Origin of the sequence: Silvimonas soli (genome assembly GCF_030035605.1) — a bacterium.
GTDB lineage: Bacteria > Pseudomonadota > Gammaproteobacteria > Burkholderiales > Chitinibacteraceae > Silvimonas > Silvimonas soli.
Genome location: NZ_CP106736.1, coordinates 327,024 through 344,251, shown reverse-complemented (window position 1 = coordinate 344,251; position 17,228 = coordinate 327,024). Strand labels below are relative to the sequence as shown.

Genomic DNA, 17,228 nt, shown 5'->3' with positions numbered 1-17,228 from the left:
GAAAATAGATATGAAATATACCCTCAGGCAGCTGGAAGTGTTTGTTGCCGTCGCCAGCGCAGAGAGCGTTTCGCGTGCGGCGGAATCACTTTCACTGTCGCAGTCCGCCACTAGCACAGCGTTGGCTGAACTGGAAAAACAGTTCGATACCAAGCTGTTTGACCGCTATGGCAAGCGCCTGCAGCTAAATGAGCTGAGTCGCCAGCTGCTGCCTCGGGCCATTGAGTTGCTTGATCGGGCTAGCGAAATTGAATCCACGCTGGCTGGCGAAAGCGGCATTGGCCCATTGCGTATTGGTGCCACGCTGACCATCGGTAACTATCTGGCGACTTTGCTGGTTGGTGAGTTCATGCGTCAGCACAGCGGTTGCCGGATCAAGATGTCGGTCCATAACACGGCCACGGTTGTACGAGAAGTTGCCCACTTTGAATTAGATCTGGGGTTGATTGAGGGAGAAATCCAGCACCCCGATCTGGATATGTTGCCGTGGGTGGCCGATGAAATGGTGATCTTTGCCGCGCCGGAGCATCCGCTGGCCAGCCAGAAGGTAGTCACGCTGGACGACGTACTGGCGGTGCCATGGATCGTGCGCGAACCAGGTTCGGGCACGCGACAGACCTTTGAATATGCCATGCGCCACGTGCTGCCACGGCTGGATATCCGGCTGGAGCTGGAACACACCGAAGCGATCAAACGCGCGGTGGAATCGGGCCTGGGCATCGGTTGTATCTCGCGTTTGACGCTGAAAGAGGCTTTTCGCCGCGGCAGCCTGGTACCGCTCGAAGTGGCCGGACTGGATTTTCGCCGCATGTTCCACTTTGTGTTGCATAAGCAAAAATTTCGCACGGCGGGCATTGAAGCTTTTATCGAGCTTTGTCGCGATGCTGCCCGCGATGTCGAACGCAGCGATCAAATTGTGTTGCGACGCCCGGATGGCAAACCGGTGGAATATCGGTAGCGCGACAGTCCAACCCGTGCGGGTGGAACACATTTTTCTGAATTTGATTGGCAGAACAAGATATGCAGCGCGATGTAATGGAATATGACGTAGTAATCGTCGGCGCCGGCCCGGCAGGGTTGAGTGCGGCGATCCGGCTGAAGCAACTGGCTGCAGAAACCGGCCACGCGGTAAGTGTCTGCTTGCTGGAGAAAGGTGCGCAGGTAGGGGCGCACTTGTTGTCTGGCGCAGTGCTGGACCCGATTGCGCTGAATGAGTTGATCCCGGATTGGCGTGAGCGTGGCGCGCCGCTCAATACGCCGGTGACCCACGATCGCTTTATGGTGCTGGATGAAGATCTGGCCTGGTCGATTCCTGATGTGTTGATTCCGGCGGTGATGCGCAACGATGGCAATTACATTGTAAGTCTGGGCGAGCTGGGCCAATGGCTGGCGGCGCAGGCGGAAGAAGCAGGCGTAGAGATTTATCCCGGCTTCGCTGTGGCGGATATCGTTTATGGCGAAAATGGCGAGGTGAAGGGAGTGGTGTGCGGCGATATGGGGGTCGATAAAAACGGTCAACCCAAGGCCGATTTCACGCCGGGCATTGAAATTCACGCGAAATACACGCTAGTGGCAGAGGGCGCCCGTGGCTCGCTTACCCGGCTGCTGGAAGCAAAGTTTGATTTGCGCCGCGATGCGCAGCCGCAGAAGTTTGGCTTGGGTATTAAAGAGCTATGGCAGGTTCCTGCCGCACAACATCGCGCGGGCCAGGTGCTGCATACCTTGGGCTGGCCGCTGGGTGGCAACGCCGGTGGTGGCGCGTTTATCTATCACATGGCGCCTAACCTGGTTTCGATAGGTCTGGTGACTCATCTGGATTACAGCAACCCGACATTGTCGCCCTTTGACGAGTTTCAACGCTTGAAACAGCACCCGGCCATTGCACCGATGTTGCGTAACGCAAAACGCATCAGCTACGGCGCAAGAGCTATTTCAGAAGGCGGCTGGCAGTCTTTGCCGCGACTGGTTTTCCCGGGCGGTGCGCTGATTGGTTGTGCCGCTGGCTTGGTGAATGTGCCGCGCATTAAAGGCAACCACAACGCCATGAAGAGCGGAATGCTGTCGGCGCAATCGGTGTTCGCCGCGCTGGTAGCCGGGCGTAGCGGAGATGAATTGCTGGATTACCCGGTAGCGCTGGAAAACAGTTGGGTGGGGCAAGAACTCAAGCAGGTGCGCAATATCAAGCCCGCGCTTTCGCGCTTTGGCAGTTTGCTGGGGACGCTGTATGCCGGTGCCGAGTTGTGGCTGGATCAATTGGGTTTGCGTACGCCGTGGACCTTGCGTCACGGCCCGGCCGATCACCTGACGTTACGGTCAGCCGCGCAAGTCAACAAGCTCGTTTATGCCCGACCAGATGGTGTTTTAACCTTTGATAAAGCGTCTTCGTTGCAATTATCCAACACCTGGCATGAAGCGGACCAACCGTCGCATCTACATCTTAAAGCGCCTGACGTTGCTATCTCATTGAATTTGAATACATATTCATCACCAGAGGCGCATTATTGCCCGGCTGGCGTGTATGAAATAGTGATGAGAGGAGGCAATCCGGCGCTACAAATCAATGCGCAGAATTGTTTGCACTGCAAAAGCTGCGACATTAAAGACCCGTCACAAAATATCGTGTGGCAGGTGCCCGAAGGCGGAGGCGGCCCCGGTTATGTCGGGATGTAGCTGTAAGAGTATGAAAACAAAAGTCTTTTATTTTGGCTGTACATACGGTGTTTTACTGATAAGGTCTGCGCAAAGTGTGGTTTAATTGCTGGAATATACAAAATATTCTTTCTGTTGATGAAAGCAATTAACTGTTGCCTGAGCAAACATGTCATTACAGTTTGTGCCAGCCAAGGTGTGCGTTTATGCTGCAGACCAGCCATATAGATCAATACAACGAAGCCCAAAAGTGACACCCCCATTGCTCGCGCGGCTGCGCACCTTTTTCCGGGAAAACCGGCTAGCTCTACGTCTCGTTCTCGCGGTGATGGTGACGAGCGTATTGGTGGCCGCGTCGTTGGCGTTTTTTCTGGCGCGCCAGGAGTATCAGCGCAGCCTGACCCAGATTCGTACTGATCTGGAAACGCTCTCGCGCAGTGTGCGTCCGCAGTTGGCGGTGAATCTGTGGCTGGTGAACACCGAAGCGGTGCGCACCCAACTCAACTCGCTGTTGCAAACCAAGGTCGTGGGATACGCCGAGCTGGTGGAGACCGACGGCTCGCGTTATCAGGCTGGTGAGTTGCCATCTGACCAGCGCTCCGTCGTGAGCATGACTTTTCCGGTCGAATATCTGCATCCGCTGACCAATAAGTCGGTCCGGCTTGGTCAATTGACGCTGGTGAACACGCTCGATGGGCTCGAGTCGCAAATTACGGACCAGCTTAAACGCATCTTGTTATTGCTAGTCACCGGTATGGCCGCTGCCGCGCTGGCGTTTATCTGGCTGTATCACCGGTTGATCGCGCGGCATCTGCGGTATATCGCCGACTACACCCGTCACTTCAATTACGAGCGTTTGTCTGCGCCGTTGGTACTGGCGCGACCGCCAGGCACTGCCGATGAATTGCAAACACTGACCGACGCTTTCAACACCATGCGGCGCAACCTGCTGCAAGGTTTGTATGAGCGTGATGCCGCCCAGCATGAACTACTGCGCGAGAAAGAACTCGCCGAAGCCACGCTGAGTTCGGTGGCAGACGCCATCGTCACCACCACAGCCGACGGCAAAGTCAAACTACTGAACCCCGCAGCCGAAAGCCTCACCGGCTGGCCATTTGCCGAGGCCTCCGGGCGCCCGATTACCGACATTGTCATGACGGTGGATGAAGCTAGCGGCACGCGCTTGTCGCGGCTGTTAGCCGAAGCACTTGAAGGCGGTAGCGCCGCCACCCGTGAAGTGGCCACGCTGGTTAACCGGTTGGGGCAGCGTTATCGAGTGGAGATGGCAATTGCCGCAGTGCCGGATGAACACGGGATTGGTCTGGTCGTGGCGCTACACGACATTAGCGAGGCGGAAGCGCTGACTGAGCGTCTGGCTTATCAAGCCACGCACGATGAACTGACCGGCTTGACCAATCGCCGCGGTTTTATGGGCGCACTGGTGCAGGCCAGCGAAAGCGTGCGCGAGAACGGCAAACCATGCGTATTGATGCAGCTGGATCTGGACCAGTTCAAACTGGTTAACGATACCTGCGGTCACCTGGCGGGTGACGAGTTGCTGCGGCAACTGGCGCGACAATTACTGGAACTGGTGCCCGCTGGCGTGCATGTCGGTCGTCTCGGCGGCGATGAATTTGGTTTGGTCATGCATGATGCGGCGCCGGAACAGGCGCAGCATCTGGCCGAGCGTATTTTGCAGGTGCTGGAGCAGTATCGTTTTGTCTGGCAAGACCGTCCGTTCAATGTCACCGGCAGTATGGGTCTGGTGCTGATGGATCGCGAAGCACGCAATCTGCAAGAGGTGCTCAGCCGCGCTGACGTGGCCTGTTTTGCCGCCAAAGAAGCCGGTCGCAATCGTTTGTCGTGGTATCGCGGCGGTGAAGTGAACCTGGAGCAGCGCCATAACGAATTGCAGTTGCTGGCAACCCTGCGCCAGGCGGCCGAGCAAAACTGGTTCCAGTTGTATTACCAGCCGATTGTTTCTGCTACCGACGAAGACGAGTTGCACTACGAAGTGCTGCTGCGACTGGTCAGCGAAACCGGCAAGATCATCTCTCCGGGCGCGTTTATCCCCGCCGCAGAACGTTACGACTTGATGGCCACGATTGATCGCTGGGTAGTGGCGCATGCCATTTCTTCGCAAGCCGAGCGCACGCGCCAGGGTTTGCCGGTGCCTATGCTGTCGGTCAACCTATCAGGCAAGTCATTGAATCGCCAGACGCTGGCATTTGTGCTGGAGCGTCTGGACGAATCTGGCGTGGCCCCGCAGCAACTGTGTTTTGAAATCACAGAAACCAGCGCCATTGCCAATATCAAAGAATCGACGCTATTTATTGAAGCACTACGTACGCGTGGCTGCCGCTTTGCACTGGACGACTTCGGCAGTGGCTTCTCGTCGTTTACCTACCTCAAAACCCTGCCAGTGGATTATCTGAAGATTGACGGCAGCCTGGTGCGCGACATTGTGGACGACCATGTCAGCCTGCAAATGGTGATTGCCGTGAACCATATTGCGCACGCCATGGGCCGTCAGACCATTGCCGAATATGTCGAATCAGAAGCCATTGCAGACAAACTGCGAGAGATTGGTGTGGACTATCTGCAGGGCTATCACATCGGTATTCCATCGCCCGGCATGGAGCTAGAGCCCGTCTATAAGTAGTGTTGTGGATTGGTGAAAAACCCCGCCCGACGCACAGTGTGCGCGGGCGGTTTTTTCTGCCTCTGAAGGTTGTGGCAGTACTGCGACCGGTGGATGACATCGTCATCGAAACAACAACATAAATCACCGGTCGTAAACATATAACAAGTGGTTTGGGGAGGTACAACATGACAATGCGCATGCGGTTGGTGCTGCCGGTTTTTCTGGTGGCATTGCTAGGATTTATAGTGACTCTGGGCTACGTGATTTTCGGGCAGAACCTTGCTCTGGATGGCGTGGCCTACGGCTTGGCGTTTTTGACTTTGCTCGGCATTGGCGCGGGTAGCTGGCTGGCGAGTGGTTTCGCCCTCAAGCCGCTGACGGCTCTGCAAGAGGGCATTTCGGCCATGGCCAATGATGCGGGCGGCTTGTCAGTGCGTTTTGCGGAGTCTGGAGAATTGGCAGAACTGGCGCGACCGCTCAATCACTTCGTGACCAACCAGCAATCCGTGTTGCGCGAAATCCAGCGCGAAATGGAAGCGCTGGCGCTGAGTCTGCACGAACTGACTGCGGTGACCACACAGATCGCCAACGACACCCGCACTCAGTCTGATCACGCGTCAGCCTCGGCGGCAACGGTCGAACAAATCACTCAAAGTATTTCGCACATCGCCGCCAATGCGCGTGATGTGGATGAAGCGGTGCTCGATACCCAGTCGATGTCCGGAGAAAGCGCGCAGGCGGTGATGGGCGTTTCCACTGAAGTAGCGCAAGTGGCTACGGCCATGCAGTCGCTTGGCCAGACTATGGATAGCCTGAGTCAGCGCACCCGCGAAATCAGCGGCATTGTTGGCGTCATTAAAGATATCGCCGACCAGACCAATTTGCTGGCCCTGAATGCCGCGATTGAAGCTGCCCGAGCTGGTGAGCAGGGACGTGGTTTTGCGGTGGTGGCAGATGAAGTACGCAAGCTCGCCGAACGGAGTTCTTCGGCCACGGTGGATATTGCTCGCCGCATTGAACTGGTGAACGCCGAAACCGACGCCGTGGTCACGGATATGACCCGTACCTCCAGTGGCGTCACGCAAAGCGTAGATAAGGCCGAGCACGCCCGTACGCATATGCTGACCATCTCGGAGCGGATGGATCAGGTGGCGCGCGTGGTTCGGCAAATTGCCGATGCTACGGCTGAACAGTCCGCGGCGACTGAATCGATGGCGCGTTCTACCGAGCGCGTTAGCGGCATGACGCAAGCGACCGATTCAGCGCTGCATCAGGCGCGCGAAACACTCAAGAGCGTTGATGAGCGCGCCAAAACCTTGCTCAAAGCGGTAGGGCAGTTTCAACTGGCCGACGTGGAAGTGTTGCATTGGTGGCTTTCGCGCAGCGAAGCGCGGGCCGTGTTTGAAATCAAGACCCGCCTGAATGCGCAAGGCCATCACTGGATGGATGCACGCACTGGTGGCGGTGATCCGATGGCGGCGTTGAATTCACGCGTGCAGTCGGGCAACGCGCCGACTGCTGCGGCCAACCGCATCATCAATATCGGCAAGTGGTCGCAAGCGGGTGTGCTGGCTGATTTGAACGAACTGGCGCACAAAGAGCGCTGGTCCAGCATCCTGCCAGCTGTGCTCGATAAAATGATTCAGGTCGACGGCAAGTATGTGGCCGTGCCGCTGGGTGCCGCGCGGGTCAATACTTTGTGGGTTAACCTGCCGTTGCTCAAGCGGGTGAACGGTCAGCAACCGCGTACGTGGGATGATTTCTTTGCCTTGTGCGACAAGCTCAAGGCTGCTGGAATTACCGCGCTGGCAGTTGGAGAGCAAGACTGGCAGATCGCAACCATGCTGGAGACGGTGATTCTGTCTGAAGGCGCCGAGTTCCATCGTTCCTGCTTTGTAAAACGAGACGCGGCAGTCATTGGTAGTGCCGGTATGGTGCGCGCACTGGAGCGCTTCAAGCGCATGAAGCCTTATTGCACTGAAGATGCTGCTGGCCGTGACTGGAATCTGGCCACCGTGGACGTGATCAATGGTCGTGCGGCAATGCAGATCATGGGTGACTGGGCCAAGCCGGAGTTTATGCAGGCCAACCAGGATCAAGGCAAGGACTACATGGGTTGGGCTGCACCAGCGGCTGCGGGTGAGTTCAGCTTTGCCGCAGACTCGTTAATCATGTTCAAGCAGAAAGATCCGGCCAGACAGCGGGCCCAGCAGGATCTGGTGAACATGTTGATGAGTCAGGATGGGCAGGAGTCTTTCAACTTCTTCAAAGGCAATGTACCGGCGCGTTCAGATACGCCAATGCGTCGTTATGATGGCTATTCGCAAGACACTGCCAAGTCATTTGCCCAAGCTGCATCGGCCAATGTCCTGGTGCCGTCGTGGGCGCATAGCCAGTGTTTGCCAGAAGAAGTACGCGCTGCCTTCTTTGATATCACCATGAAGTTCTGGCGCAATGCCAACATGAGTGCGGCCGAGGCGGCGCGGATGCTGGCGGACGCAGCAAAACGCTAAGGCAGTCTGCAACGACCCGGATTGTTGATTCTGGGTCGTTGCCCTTCGGAGCGAACCATGAAAAAAGCCCTGCATGTGCAGGGCTTTTTTACGTCAGACCATCGGGCTGGCCGATTACTCAACGCGGTAGTTCGGTGCTTCCTTGGTGATCTGCACATCATGCACGTGCGATTCGCGAATACCGGCAGAAGTGATCTGCACGAATTCCGCTTTCTGGTGCATTTGTTCAATCGAGGCGCAACCCAGATAACCCATGGAAGAACGCAGACCGCCCATCAACTGGTGAACAATAGCCGTTACTGAGCCCTTGTACGGTACGCGACCTTCAATGCCTTCCGGTACCAGCTTGTCGGCATTGGCGGTGTTTTCTTCCTGGAAGTAACGGTCGCTGGAACCTTGCTGCATCGCGCCCAGCGAACCCATGCCGCGGTAGCTCTTGTAAGAACGACCTTGGTAGAGTTCAACTTCGCCCGGTGCTTCTTCAGTACCAGCAAGCAAGCCACCCAGCATGACGGTGTGGGCACCAGCAGCAATCGCCTTGGCGATATCGCCAGAGAAGCGGATGCCACCGTCAGCAATCAGCGGCACGCCAGTGCCAGCCAGTGCTTCAGCCACATTGGCTACGGCAGAGATTTGCGGTACGCCAACGCCTGCCACAATACGTGTTGTGCAGATGGAGCCCGGGCCGATACCGACCTTGACTGCATCGGCGCCAGCATCAACCAGTGCGCGAGCAGCAGCTGCGGTGGCGATATTGCCACCAATCACTTGTACGTTCGGGAAGTTGCGCTTCACCCAGTTCACGCGGCTGATCACGCCCTGGCTGTGGCCGTGAGCGGTATCAACCACGATCACGTCAACGCCGGCTTCCGCCAGCAAGGTGACGCGTTCTTCGGTGCCGTCGCCAGTACCAACCGCAGCGCCAACACGCAGACGACCCAGTTCATCCTTGGCCGCAAACGGGTGTTCGCTGGTTTTGATAATGTCTTTAACGGTAATCAGACCGCGCAACTGGAAGGCCTCGTTCACAACCAGAACGCGTTCCAGTTTGTGATCGTGCATCAGATGGCGTGCTTCTTCGATGGAAGCGCCTTCACGCACCACGATCAGCTTGTCTTTCGGGGTCATGATGCTGGCGACCGGGACATCCAGACGGGTTTCGAAACGCAGGTCACGGTTGGTGACAATGCCAACAACCACGCCTTTGGAGTCAATAACCGGGAAGCCGGAAATACGATGCTGACGAGTCAGATTCAGCACGTCGCGCACCAGCATTTCCGGTGCAACGATCAGCGGATCTTTAACGATGCCGGATTCGTAACGTTTAACGTTGGAAACTTCTTTCGCTTGCAGCTTGGCCGACATGTTCTTGTGAACAATACCGATGCCGCCTTCCTGAGCGATAGCAATCGCCAGAGGGGCTTCTGTCACGGTGTCCATTGCAGCGGACACGAGCGGCAGATTCAGCCGGATATCGCGGGTGAATTGAGTTCCAAGGCTGACATCACGAGGCAGAACGTCAGAGTGGGCCGGGACGAGCAGAACGTCGTCGAAGGTCAGGGCTTTTTGCACGATGCGCATGTGCGAATCCTTTCACGCCAAAAGTCGATTATACCGGGATAAATCACTTACGCCTATGCCGTCGTAATGGCCGAATTAACGAGGCGTGTTGCAATTTGTACAGAAAACGCCTGCCTGGCGGCGTCCAGTTCGCTCGTTGCACCGGCTCAGTGCAATATGTTGGACGCATATTGTGACACTGCGTCGGAGTGGGGCGCCGGGCTCGCCCGTGGTGCCCGATTAGGCCCATCGAGCAGGGACGTATGTTGGCCAATACAAGAAATATAAATCCGTTAAAACGGCTATCAAGAATGGGGAGACGTGAGATGGATGAAGCTGAGAACACGCCAACACGTGAGCGTGGCGCTTGCGCACTGGTGTTGTCTGGCGGCGGGGCGCGGGCGGCGTATCAGGTGGGTGTGTTGCTGGCCATCGCCCGGCTGCAGCCACAACAAGAAACCAATCCTTTTCCGATTATCTGTGGCACTTCAGCCGGGGCGATCAACGCCGCCGGGCTGGCTTCCAAGGCATCCAGTTTTCAAGAGGCAGTGCGCCACCTCGCGCGCTCGTGGCTGGAATTGACGCCAGATCGCATCTATCACGCCGGTGTTTTCAGCTTGGCCAAAAGCGCAGCCCACTGGATTGTTTCAATGCTGGCTGGTGGCTTGGGCAAACATAATCCGCGCTCCTTGCTCGATAACGCGCCATTGCGCGAAATGCTTTCTGGTCTGGTCGACTTCGACGGCATTGCGCGCAGTATTGATGAAGGCGCTTTGCTGGCACTGTCTATTACTGCGTCGGGTTATACCTCTGGTCAGTCGGTGAGCTTTTTTCAAGCCGCGCCGCATTTGCCAGACGGCTGGCAGCGTGCTTCACGCATCGGCCTGCGTGCCAGGATCGATGTTGAGCATCTCATGGCCTCCAGTGCCATTCCGTTGGTATTCCCGGCGGCGCGGATCAATCGCGAATATTTCGGGGATGGCTCGGTGCGGCAGATTGCGCCGCTGAGCCCGGCAATTCACTTGGGTGCCCGCAAGATGTTGGTCGTCGGGGTGGCACCGCAAGCCGAGCCGCCGCGAGAGAAGGTCAGCGAATATCCATCTTTGGCGCAAGTGGCAGGGCATCTATTAAACAGTGTGTTTCTGGATGCCATGGAGGCCGATCTGGAGCGCGTGCAGCGCGTCAACAAAACCATCAACCTGCTGACGCCCGAAGTGCTGGCTGAACATCGTACTGAGCTGCGACCCATTGAAGTGCTGACCATTGCGCCATCGCGCCCGCTGGAGCGCCTGGTTATGCCGCATCGCAAGCGCTTTCCGCCCGGTTTGCGCTTTCTGCTCAGTGGTCTTGGCGCCTTTCGCCGACAAGGTTCGGTGTTGTCCAGCTATCTGCTGTTTCATGGCGATTATGTTCGCCAGCTTATTCGCCTTGGGTACCGCGATGCCATGGCGCGGCGGACCGAACTGGTGCGCTTTCTGGCGGACTAAAGCTTGCGCTGTGACAGGTGATTGCGGCGTAAGCGCTTGTCTGCGGCCGCACCATTACTGCTAGAATGACGATTGAAAAAAACAATCGGCTCGGCAGTTTGTGAAGATTATCTTGAAGCCCGGTCGGCCCACGATACGCACGCAGCACAGTTACTTGAACTCTTCTGAATCTGATTCCTGATCAATGGGTGGCATATGTATTTTCGCTGGCGACTTGGCTTTCTTGCTCTGGCTGTGCTCTGTGCGGGCTCCATCGGTTATGCGTTGTATTTGCAATATCACGAATTTTTGAGCCCTTGCCCGCTGTGTATTTTCCAGCGCGTGGGGATTATCTCGTTTGGCTTGGTTTCGTTACTGGCCGCGCTTTTTCCGTTGCGCCGGGCCACCTGGTTCTGGCCCGCTTTGCTCACGCTGGTTGGCTTGGCCGGGGCCAGTGTTTCGGCAAGACAAGTCTATCTGCAGTATTTTCTGACCGATAAGTCGTCGTTGGGTTCGTGCGGCCCTGGCCTGGAATATATGCTGGATAACCAGCCGTGGCTGCAGGTGTTCCGTTCGGTGCTGGTGGGTCACGGCGAATGCGCGGTGATCGACTGGAAGTTCTTGGGTTTGAGCCTGCCATGCTGGACGCTGGTGATGTTCCTGGGTCTGATCGTGGCAGCATGGTTGATTCGTAGCTGGCAAGGAGCCCGCAAGTGACTCTGACGGAATTGCGATATATCGTTGCTGTGGCTCGTGAACGCCATTTCGGGCGCGCGGCCAACAGCTGTTTTGTGTCGCAACCGACTTTGTCGGTGGCCGTCAAAAAGCTTGAAGACGAGCTGGGCGTTACGCTGTTCGAGCGCGCTGCTGGCGAAGTCACGCTGACACCAATTGGCGAGCGCGTGGTTGAACAGGCGCAGCGGGTGCTGGAAGAAGTGCAGGTGGTCAAGCAGCTGGCCGAGCAAGGTAAAGACCCGCTGGCTGGCGCATTGCGGCTGGGCATTATCTACACCATCAGCCCTTATCTGTTACCGCACTTGATTCCGCATTTGCGTGAAGCCGCACCACAAATGCAGATCTTGCTGGAAGAAAACTACACCGCTCGATTGGCGGAAATGCTCAAGCAGGGTGAGATTGACGTCGCCATCCTCGCTGAGCCGTTCCACGAGCCAGGCATCGCGACGCAACCGGTTTATGACGAGCCCTTCGTGGTGGCTACACCTAAAGGGCATCACTGGGAAAGCCATAAGACGATTGATGCATCCATGCTGGCTGAAGAAAACGTGCTGCTGCTTTCGCCGGGTAATTGCTTCCGCGATCACGTACTGCAAACCTGCCCGGACCTGAATCGTGAAAGCCTGCCCACCGGCAGTCTGCAGCGCACGTTGCAGGGCTCTTCGCTGACCACGATCCGGCATATGGTTGCCGGCGGGATCGGCGTGACCGTTTTGCCGGCTACATCCGTGACCTCGGCGGACGATTCATTATTAAGCATCCGGCCGTTTTCCGAGCCGGTGCCGACGCGGCGGGTGGTGCTGGCCTGGCGACGCAACTTTCCGCGTCTGGCGGCGGTTGAGGCGGTGCGTAACGCCGTACTGGCCAGCCATCTGCCAGAGGTCACGTTTCTGCAGCCGGAACTAGCGGTGCCTGTCGCCGCTTGAGCCAGTTGCCGCGTGCTGTTTGCCGCGCGGGTTTGGTCGATCATTTAATCAATTCAAAGATTCAGTAGTGTCCGCCGTCTGAGCGGAGCAAGGAGAATACGTTTCATGGCTTCCCCTGTTGTCATTGTTGGTGCCGGTCTGGCTGGCTATAACCTGGCGCGAGAATTTCGCAAGCTGGATACCGAAACACCGCTGGTGGTGATTGCCGGGGACAGTGCGGATTTTTATTCCAAGCCGATGCTTTCCAACGCCCTGGCTGGCAACAAAACTGCTGCCACGCTGGTTATGAAGTCGGCAGAAAAAATGGAAGCCGAGCTTGATGCCGTCATTTACGCGCGTACCGAAGTCGTAGGGATTGAGCCCGAACAGCGCATGCTGATGCTGTCTGACGGGCAGGTGCAGCCGTATCGCGATCTGGTGCTGGCTGTCGGGGCTGACCCCATTCGTTTGCGCCTTGGCGGCGACGCTGCCGACGCGGTGATGTCGGTCAATCACCTGGACGACTTTGCCCACTTTGCCAGCAAGCTTGATGGCGTAAAACGCGTGGCTATTCTGGGTGGCGGTTTGATCGGCTGCGAGTTTGCCAATGATTTGCTGGCACGCGGGATAGAACCCGTGGTCATTGAGGCGGCTGCCACACCGCTATCGCGTTTGCTGCCAGCTGCGGCTGGCGAATGGTTTGCCAGTAAAATGGCAGCCGCTGGTGTGCGTTTTGTATTTGGCGCCATGGCGGGTAGCGTGTCCAAAGTGGCCAATGGTTTTGAAGTCGAACTCAGCACGGGCGAGCGTATCGAAGCTGATCTGGTGCTGTCCGCGGTTGGCTTGCGCCCGAACACCTCTCTGGCGATAGCTGCAGGGTTGACGGTTGAGCGTGGCGTGGTGGTAGATCGGCAACTGCGTTCCAGCGATGCACACATCTACGCTTTGGGCGATTGCGCCGAAATTGAGTCGCTCAATTTGCCGTTTGTGATGCCGATCATGCATGCCGCACGTGCACTGGCACAGGGGCTGGCTGGTAAGGATGCAATGTTGCGCTATCCGGCGATGCCGGTTCTGGTGAAAACACCAGCCTGCCCGACGGTGGTATCGCCGCCGGCGGCAGGCGTTGCAGGTGAGTGGCAGGTGCTGGCAAGCGAAGACGGGATTGATGCCCGATTTGTGGCAAGTGATGGCCAGTTGTTGGGATTCGCGCTGTGCGGTGCCGCTACTAAAGAAAGGCAGACGCTACTGCCGCAATTGCCGCCAGTGCTGGGCTGAAGTTGCCAGGAGTGCCAAATAAAAAACGGGCTATAGGCCCGTTTTTTATTTGATTGGCGCAGGTTGCAGATGGTCATGCATCGCAACCTTGATGCGGTGGTTATTGGTTTTCGCGTACTACCGGCTCTATACCCAGTTTGCGCAGCTTGCTAATCGCCGCCTCGGCATCGGCCTTGTTCTTGAACGGACCGATTTGCACGCGGGTTTCCAGCCAGGCTGGTACGCCAGCGTTTTGCAATTGGGTGAGTAGTTTGTCGGCATTGCTGGCATGCAGAAATACGCCGGCTTGCACGGTGTAGCCATTCGCCCCAGCGTGCACTTCAAATTTGCCCGGGGCGAGCACAGTGGCAGGTTGCTCGGCGATGATTTTCTCGGCTGCCGGGGCGGGTGGGGCGGCAACCGGTTTGGTATTGGTGACGGCGGGTGCCGGAGTTACTTTGCTGGGTGCTTGCGTTGTGGCGCCAGTGACAACCGGTGCACTGGTTGTTATCGCCGTGTAATGGCTGGGTGTTGTAGTAGTGCGCGTGGCAGCGTTGCCGCCCTGGGTTGTAACGGGCACCGCTGGGGTCGGAACTGCTGTTGGGGTGGGTTGCGCTGCTGCTGCGCTGGCGGTGGCGGCTTCACTAGCAACCGTTTCAGTTACGCTGGCAATGACTGCGCTAGCCGGTGCCGATGCAGGGACGCTGGCTTGCTCGGCTACAGCGCTGGCAATGGCAGATATGTGCGGTGTATTGATCAGTTGCGGAGTGTCGTTATTTTGCTGCACATGGTCCAGAAACCAGATGGCGGCAAGCACGATAACGATGAGAGCGGCGGCGATGCCAAGCCGCCAGGCAAGCTGTTGTTTAAGCCGGGATTGCTCCGCCTGACGCAGGATGGGGTCGTCTTGGTCGCTCATCTGCCGCAATGTCTTTGAATTTGTTATAATGTTCGGCTATTTAGCTGAGGGGCCGTGATTTTCCGGCCCGGAATTCAGCTGTGATGCCCGTTTGAAATTGATGTCAAAGGGCATTGCCGCATGAAGTAAACACGTAGAAATCACGCAAGTCAAATCATCAACCCTGGAGTGTTAAATTAAATGGCTATTGAACGTACCCTGTCGATCGTAAAGCCCGACGCAGTTGCAAAGAACGTGATCGGCAAGATTGTTGATCGCTTCGAGTCCGCCGGCCTGAAAGTTATTGCTGCCAAGATGAAGCAACTGTCCCGCGCTGAAGCTGAAGGCTTCTACGCAGTGCACGCAGCACGTCCTTTCTTCAAGGACCTGGTTGACTTCATGGTTTCCGGCCCGGTGTTCATCCAGGCTCTGGAAGGCGAAGGCGCGATCCTGAAAAACCGTGACCTGATGGGCGCGACCGATCCGAAGAAAGCGGACAAGGGCACCATCCGTGCTGACTTCGCTGAATCCATCGACGCTAACGCAGTTCACGGTTCGGACAGCGCAGAAAACGCAGCGATCGAAATTGCTTACTTCTTCGCAGCTAGCGAAGTCTACAGCCGCTAAGGCGTAGTGATTCGCGGGAGTACCTGGTATGTCGGTCAATTTGCTGGATTACGATGCGCAGGGCCTTGCCGAGCTGATGGTTAGCTACGGTGAGAAGCCTTTTCGCGCGAAACAGTTGCTGAAGTGGATACACCAACATGGTGAAGCCGACTTCGGCAACATGACCGATATTGCCAAGGGCTTTCGGGAAAAACTGGCGGCGGACGCGATTGTGCGTTCGCCCGCCATGCTGGCTGAGCATGTGGCCAGCGACGGCACCACCAAGTGGCTGCTGGATGTAAACGTCGGTAACGGCATCGAAACCGTATTCATCCCGGAAGATGACCGTGGCACTTTGTGCATCTCTTCGCAGGTGGGTTGTGCGCTGGAGTGCTCATTCTGCTCGACGGGTGCGCAGGGTTTTAACCGCAATCTCTCAGTCGGTGAAATCATTGGCCAGTTGTGGTGGGCCAATCGTCGTCTGAGCGCAGAACAGGCGCGCATTGGCGTGCCGGTGAATGAAGACACACGCATTGTGACCAACGTGGTCATGATGGGTATGGGCGAACCACTCGCCAACTTTGATAACGTGGTCGCCGCTTTGCGACTGATGCTGGACGACAACGCTTATGGTCTGTCGCGCCGCCGCGTTACGCTCTCCACCTCTGGCATCGTGCCGGCGATGGATCGATTGCGTGACGCCTGTCCGGTAGCACTGGCCGTCAGTCTGCACGCATCCAATGATCGTTTGCGCGATGAAATTGTGCCGATCAACAAGAAATACCCCTTGGCGCAACTGCTGGCGGCCTGCCAGCGCTATCTGGAAAAAGCGCCAAGAGACTTCATTACATTCGAATATGTGATGCTTGAAGGTGTCAACGATCAGCCGGAACATGCCCGCGAGTTGATCGCCCTGTTGCGCGATACACCTTGTAAGCTGAATCTCATTCCATTCAATCCCTTCCCGAATTCGGGCTACAACCGTTCCGGCCGTGATGCTATCCTCGCGTTCCGGGATATCCTGATGAACGCCGGTTACATCGTGACTGTTCGCAAAACCCGTGGCGATGATATCGACGCGGCCTGCGGTCAGCTGGCGGGGCAGGTCAAGGACAAAACGCGCCGTACAGCCAATCGCCAGACGATTGAAACGCGGCCGATTCAGTTCAAATAAAAACACTAGAAAAACAGGGGAAGTGGAATGATCCGGCGGTACATGGTTTCAATGCTTTGCTTTGCCATGACATGCCTGACGGCGGCACAGGCCTATGCCGCTTCTTCTGACGATGAAATGTCGCCAAGCGATCGTCGTGCCGCGGTGCATACCCAGTTGGCGGGTGAGTACCTCAAACGCGGGCAATACAATGTGGCGGTTTCCGAGGTCAAAGAAGCCCTGGCCGCCAATTCACGTTACGCTGCCGCCTACGGCATGCTCGGTCTGATCTACTCCGAATTGCATGATGAAGGTCAGGCGGTGGCGAACTTCCAGCAAGCGCTGAATTACTCTCCTGACGATTCGGACATCAACAACAATTACGGTTGGTATCTGTGTAATCACGCCAAGCCGCAAGAGGGCATCCTGCATTACATGGTTGCTCTCAGAAACCCGCTGTATGCCAATGCGGATAAAACGCTGGTCAATGCCGGTCAGTGTGCCGCCAGTGCCAACGACGAGAAAAACGCCAAAGAATATTTCACCCGGGCCTTGCGTTACCGGCCGGATAGCGTGGCGGCGCGGCAAGAGCTGGTTGAACTGGGTTTGCGCACCAAAGATTATGTGCTGGCTCGCCAGAACTACAACGAATTGCAAAAAATGGTTCAGCCGAGTTCGCAATTGACCTGGATGGGGTTGCGGCTGGAACATGCACTGGGTAATACCGAGGTGGAAAACCGGCTGGCTTCGCAACTGAAGACCCAATATCCCGATTCAATTGAAACAACCCGCCTTTTGAGCGGTCAACTCAACTGATTTTCGACTGAACCTGATCCTGTTTA

At 56.7% G+C, this 17,228-nt stretch carries 13 protein-coding genes; 11 read left to right on the top strand and 2 right to left on the bottom strand.

Features of this window, described 5'->3' with window-relative positions; all coding sequences use genetic code 11:
• Nucleotides 1-10: 10 nt before the first annotated feature.
• From N7220_RS01470 to N7220_RS01455, 4 genes are all read left to right on the top strand, one after another.
• Nucleotides 11-958 (top strand): LysR family transcriptional regulator, encoded by a 948-nt coding sequence (locus tag N7220_RS01470; RefSeq protein WP_283149699.1) that lies wholly within the window; start codon nucleotides 11-13, stop codon nucleotides 956-958.
• A 62-nt stretch (nucleotides 959-1,020) separates the two neighbouring features.
• Complete coding sequence (locus tag N7220_RS01465; protein ID WP_283149698.1) at nucleotides 1,021-2,670, top strand: electron transfer flavoprotein-ubiquinone oxidoreductase; 1,650 nt, start codon at nucleotides 1,021-1,023, stop codon at nucleotides 2,668-2,670.
• A 229-nt stretch (nucleotides 2,671-2,899) separates the two neighbouring features.
• Nucleotides 2,900-5,311: an EAL domain-containing protein gene (locus N7220_RS01460; RefSeq protein ID WP_283149697.1), complete on the top strand. Its 2,412-nt coding sequence runs from the start codon at nucleotides 2,900-2,902 to the stop codon at nucleotides 5,309-5,311.
• Nucleotides 5,312-5,478: 167 nt separating this feature from the next.
• The gene (locus N7220_RS01455; RefSeq protein WP_283149696.1) at nucleotides 5,479-7,806 is read left to right on the top strand and encodes an extracellular solute-binding protein; all 2,328 of its coding nucleotides are present in this window, start codon (nucleotides 5,479-5,481) and stop codon (nucleotides 7,804-7,806) included.
• Nucleotides 7,807-7,920: 114 nt separating this feature from the next.
• Here N7220_RS01455 and guaB read toward each other — a convergent pair whose 3' ends face one another.
• Entirely contained in the window at nucleotides 7,921-9,387 is a 1,467-nt protein-coding gene (guaB, locus tag N7220_RS01450) for an IMP dehydrogenase (RefSeq protein WP_283149695.1), read from the bottom strand.
• 305 nt (nucleotides 9,388-9,692) lie between these two features.
• Between guaB and N7220_RS01445 the strand changes: the two genes are divergently transcribed.
• From N7220_RS01445 to N7220_RS01430, 4 genes are all read left to right on the top strand, one after another.
• Complete coding sequence (locus tag N7220_RS01445) at nucleotides 9,693-10,853, top strand: patatin-like phospholipase family protein (RefSeq protein ID WP_283149694.1); 1,161 nt, start codon at nucleotides 9,693-9,695, stop codon at nucleotides 10,851-10,853.
• A 195-nt stretch (nucleotides 10,854-11,048) separates the two neighbouring features.
• Nucleotides 11,049-11,549 carry a disulfide bond formation protein B gene (locus N7220_RS01440; RefSeq protein ID WP_283149693.1) on the top strand — a complete coding sequence of 167 codons (501 nt, stop codon included), beginning with the start codon at nucleotides 11,049-11,051 and terminating at the stop codon, nucleotides 11,547-11,549.
• The gene (locus tag N7220_RS01435; protein ID WP_283149692.1) at nucleotides 11,546-12,493 is read left to right on the top strand and encodes a hydrogen peroxide-inducible genes activator; all 948 of its coding nucleotides are present in this window, start codon (nucleotides 11,546-11,548) and stop codon (nucleotides 12,491-12,493) included. Before N7220_RS01440 ends, N7220_RS01435 begins: the two co-directional genes overlap by 4 nt.
• 105 nt (nucleotides 12,494-12,598) lie before the next feature.
• Nucleotides 12,599-13,750: an NAD(P)/FAD-dependent oxidoreductase gene (locus tag N7220_RS01430; protein ID WP_283149691.1), complete on the top strand. Its 1,152-nt coding sequence runs from the start codon at nucleotides 12,599-12,601 to the stop codon at nucleotides 13,748-13,750.
• Nucleotides 13,751-13,850: 100 nt separating this feature from the next.
• Here N7220_RS01430 and N7220_RS01425 read toward each other — a convergent pair whose 3' ends face one another.
• Complete coding sequence (locus N7220_RS01425) at nucleotides 13,851-14,648, bottom strand: SPOR domain-containing protein (protein WP_283149690.1); 798 nt, start codon at nucleotides 14,646-14,648, stop codon at nucleotides 13,851-13,853.
• A 180-nt stretch (nucleotides 14,649-14,828) separates the two neighbouring features.
• Here N7220_RS01425 and ndk point away from each other — a divergent pair, with 180 nt between their 5' ends.
• The 3 genes from ndk to pilW all read left to right on the top strand — a co-directional run bounded on the left by ndk (nucleotide 14,829) and on the right by pilW (nucleotide 17,202).
• Entirely contained in the window at nucleotides 14,829-15,254 is a 426-nt protein-coding gene (gene ndk, locus N7220_RS01420) for a nucleoside-diphosphate kinase (protein WP_283149689.1), read from the top strand.
• Between the two features lie 28 nt (nucleotides 15,255-15,282).
• Nucleotides 15,283-16,407 (top strand): dual-specificity RNA methyltransferase RlmN, encoded by a 1,125-nt coding sequence (rlmN, locus tag N7220_RS01415; protein ID WP_283149688.1) that lies wholly within the window; start codon nucleotides 15,283-15,285, stop codon nucleotides 16,405-16,407.
• Between the two features lie 66 nt (nucleotides 16,408-16,473).
• Nucleotides 16,474-17,202 carry a type IV pilus biogenesis/stability protein PilW gene (pilW, locus tag N7220_RS01410; protein ID WP_283149687.1) on the top strand — a complete coding sequence of 243 codons (729 nt, stop codon included), beginning with the start codon at nucleotides 16,474-16,476 and terminating at the stop codon, nucleotides 17,200-17,202.
• Nucleotides 17,203-17,228: the final 26 nt, after the last annotated feature.